5 protein-coding genes are annotated in these 3031 nt (G+C 48.0%); all 5 read left to right on the top strand.

Annotated elements, in window-relative coordinates:
- Window positions 1-62: 62 nt before the first annotated feature.
- Window positions 63-803 carry an orotidine-5'-phosphate decarboxylase gene (gene pyrF / locus COY37_RS02050; protein WP_286678468.1) on the top strand — a complete coding sequence of 247 codons (741 nt, stop codon included), beginning with the start codon at window positions 63-65 and terminating at the stop codon, window positions 801-803.
- Between the two features lie 394 nt (window positions 804-1197).
- Window positions 1198-1509, top strand: a complete 312-nt coding sequence (gene mihF, locus COY37_RS02045) for an integration host factor, actinobacterial type (protein WP_286678467.1) — start codon at window positions 1198-1200, stop codon at window positions 1507-1509.
- 13 nt (window positions 1510-1522) lie between these two features.
- Complete coding sequence (gene gmk / locus COY37_RS02040; RefSeq protein WP_286678466.1) at window positions 1523-2110, top strand: guanylate kinase; 588 nt, start codon at window positions 1523-1525, stop codon at window positions 2108-2110.
- Entirely contained in the window at window positions 2110-2370 is a 261-nt protein-coding gene (gene rpoZ / locus COY37_RS02035) for a DNA-directed RNA polymerase subunit omega (RefSeq protein WP_286975793.1), read from the top strand. Before gmk ends, rpoZ begins: the two co-directional genes overlap by 1 nt.
- Before the next feature lie 186 nt (window positions 2371-2556).
- A partial coding sequence (locus COY37_RS02030) for a flavoprotein (RefSeq protein ID WP_286975791.1) occupies window positions 2557-3031 on the top strand: 475 nt, incomplete at its 3' end.

Raw genomic sequence — 3031 nt, 5'->3', positions numbered from 1 at the left:
TTAGGTAGATGGTTTTATTCTGCCTACCGCACACTATTTCTTTTACGAGGTGTTTATTGGCAATGATTGAACCTAAAGAGCGCTTGATAATTGCGCTCGACGTTTCAAGCAACAAAGAAGTTGCCGCAATATGCGATAAAATTGGCGACAACGCAATTTTTTATAAAGTGGGCCTGCAGTTGTTTCTGGCGGAAGGCCGCAGCGTAATCGAATTGCTTAAAAGCCGTGGGTTAAAGGTATTTCTCGACCTTAAGCTGCATGATATCCCGAACCAGGTGGCCGGGGCGTGTCGTGAGGTGGTCAAAATGGGGGTCGACATGACCACTATCCACACCATGGGCGGTGTCGACATGATGCGGGCAGCGGCGCGCGCAATCAAGGAATCGGCGCAAGAGTTAGGCGTCCGACCTCCTATTTTACTCGGGGTAACAGTTCTGACCAGTTTAAATGATGAGAGGGCTGGGGAAATAGGTATTGCAAATTCAATCCCCGAGCAGGTGGTAAATCTAGCGGTTTTGGCTAAGAAAAGCGGCCTGGGTGGGATTGTGGCCTCACCGCATGAAGTTTCAAAAATCAGGGAGAAGGTCGGGGATGATTTTGTAATAGTCACGCCCGGCATCAGATCCTCGTCTGAGGATGTTCAGGATCAAAAGCGGGTTATGAGTACAGGTGATGCGATTAGCGCAGGGTCATCATACCTGGTTGTAGGGAGACCGGTCCTTAAAGCTAGTGATCCGGCGGCCGCTGCGTCTAAGATCATCATGGAAATTACGGGCGCCGAAAGCAAAAAAATAATATTTTAATTGGCAAAAAAGCAGGAAAAGAAGTAATATACATAGAAATGTGATAAATACGCAGGTCAGCAAGGTTTATATAAAATAGTGCCTTTGTTACCTCGGGTTTCATAAAGGAACATCGACCATTAGAAGGGAGCGTGGTACAGTCAGAAAAGTTGCTAGCTAGGTTGATAGGGGTAAAGACGAACTTTTAGACGAACCACTGCAATCTTTGGCAGCAATCGCGACGAATATCCGGCAGGTAAATACCGCAGGTAGAGACGCGAACTGTGCCGAATGAAAATCCACCATAAACTTTTAGCATACGAAATAGTTACAATTAGCATTTGTCATTCAACTAGCTATCCCCTATAATCACCGTTGTATTAAAAGGTCCAACTACCTAACTTAAGGAGGAGTTATGCCGTTACCGAAATTAACTGAAGAGCAAAGGCAAGCGGCCTTAAAGAAAGCAGCAGAAGCAAGACAAAAAAGGGCAGATCTCAGAAAGAAACTCAAAAGCGGAGAAGTAAACGTCAAAGACATCATCAATAAAACTGACGATCCGATCGTTTCCAGAATGAAAGTTAGTAGTTTATTAGAATCCCTTCCGGGCATCGGAAAAGCCAGAGCCCAGAAGATTATGCAGGATGCAGGCATCAGCCCGAGCAGGAGAATCCAGGGTCTCGGCAGCAAGCAGAAAGAAATACTGATTAGCTCAGTAAGCAAGTAAATAGGTGAATTAGATGGATTCAGACCCGAAAGTGTTTGTTATATCTGGTCCATCAGGAGCTGGAAAGGGGACTCTCACCGACGAACTGTTAAAGAGGGTCCCTTCTCTTACGCGCTCAGTTTCTGCGACAACCAGAAAACCGCGCCCCGGTGAGGTTAATGGGGTCGATTACTACTTTTTAGACGAGGACGAGTTTAAGGACCGTATTTTTCAAGGGGGCTTCCTCGAGTGGGCCATGGTTCACGGCAACTACTACGGCACCTTAAAATCGGTTGTTAAAGAAGAGTTCTCATCGGGAAAAGATGTGGTCATGGTGATAGATGTCCAGGGCGCGGCCAGTATCAAAGAGAAAATGCCCGAAGCGGTTCTCATCTTTATCGAGCCCCCGTCGATAGCGGAGCTTGTACAAAGGCTTAAGCTTCGCAACACAGAGACCACTGCCGAGTTACAAGAGCGGCTTAAGAACGCAGAAACTGAGATGGGGCTTGCTGGAAACTATGATTATGTGGTAATAAATGATGATGTAGAAAGGGCCGTCGATGAGCTGGTCGGCATCGTCAAGGCCGAAAAACGAGCCAATAAAAGTGAAGGTGATAATTAGTGGCGAGACCGGATATCGACAAGAGACCGGATATCGACAAACTTCTAAGCAAAGTCGATAGCAAGTATACTCTCGTAATTGCCGCTTCAAAGCGGGCAAGGCAGATCAACGATTATTTCAGCGCAATCAAGCGACACGACCTGGTAAGGGTACGGCCACCGCAAATCGAGGCCCTCTCAAATAAACCTTTGACCATAGCGCTCGAAGAAATCTCCCAGGGTAAGATCTCCTATGAGAGGTTAGTTGAGGGAATTAAGTAGAGGAGCTGTCGGCACTCAGCTGTCAGCTTTTCGGATTTACAGCAATTAATAGCAGCGAGCAAAAAATACTGTTAGCCCAGGGCTCGAGCCCTGGGTGTTTTATTTGTCATTGTTATCTTGGCAGGTTATCATGTCGATATAGGTGAACGGCAATTATGACGGTATGGCACGCATATGGAAGGGAACATGGGCGAGGACATATTTTCAGGGAAAACAATAGCACTTGGCATATCCGGTGGGATTGCGGCATATAAGGCCGTTGACCTTGCGAGCAAGTTGGCACAGCGGGGTGCCATCGTTAAAACGATCATGACCGAACATGCGACGAAATTTGTAAGCCCGTTGACGTTCCAATCGGTAACGGGTCAGCCGGTGCTGACCGATCTTTTCGCCGCGGATTCGCAGGGGAAGATATCTCACGTTGCACTAAGCGAGGAGGCGGATCTGGTTGTTGTCGCCCCCGCCACCGCCAACATCATCGCGAAGGCCGCGCATGGGTTAGCCGACGATGCGCTCTCGACGACGCTGGTGGCGGCCCGAAGCGCCATCGTTATGGTCCCCGCTATGAACAACTACATGTGGAGCAACAAAGCTACCCAGTATAATCTGGAAATCCTAACAAGCCGTGATATTAAGGTGATGCAGCCCGAAGTAGGCCGGC

This window comes from Candidatus Aquicultor secundus (genome assembly GCF_002791875.1).
Taxonomy (GTDB): Bacteria; Actinomycetota; Aquicultoria; order Aquicultorales; family Aquicultoraceae; genus Aquicultor_A; species Aquicultor_A secundus.
Note: the sequence above shows the minus strand (reverse complement) of the source record. Positions and strands in the feature narration are given on the sequence as shown.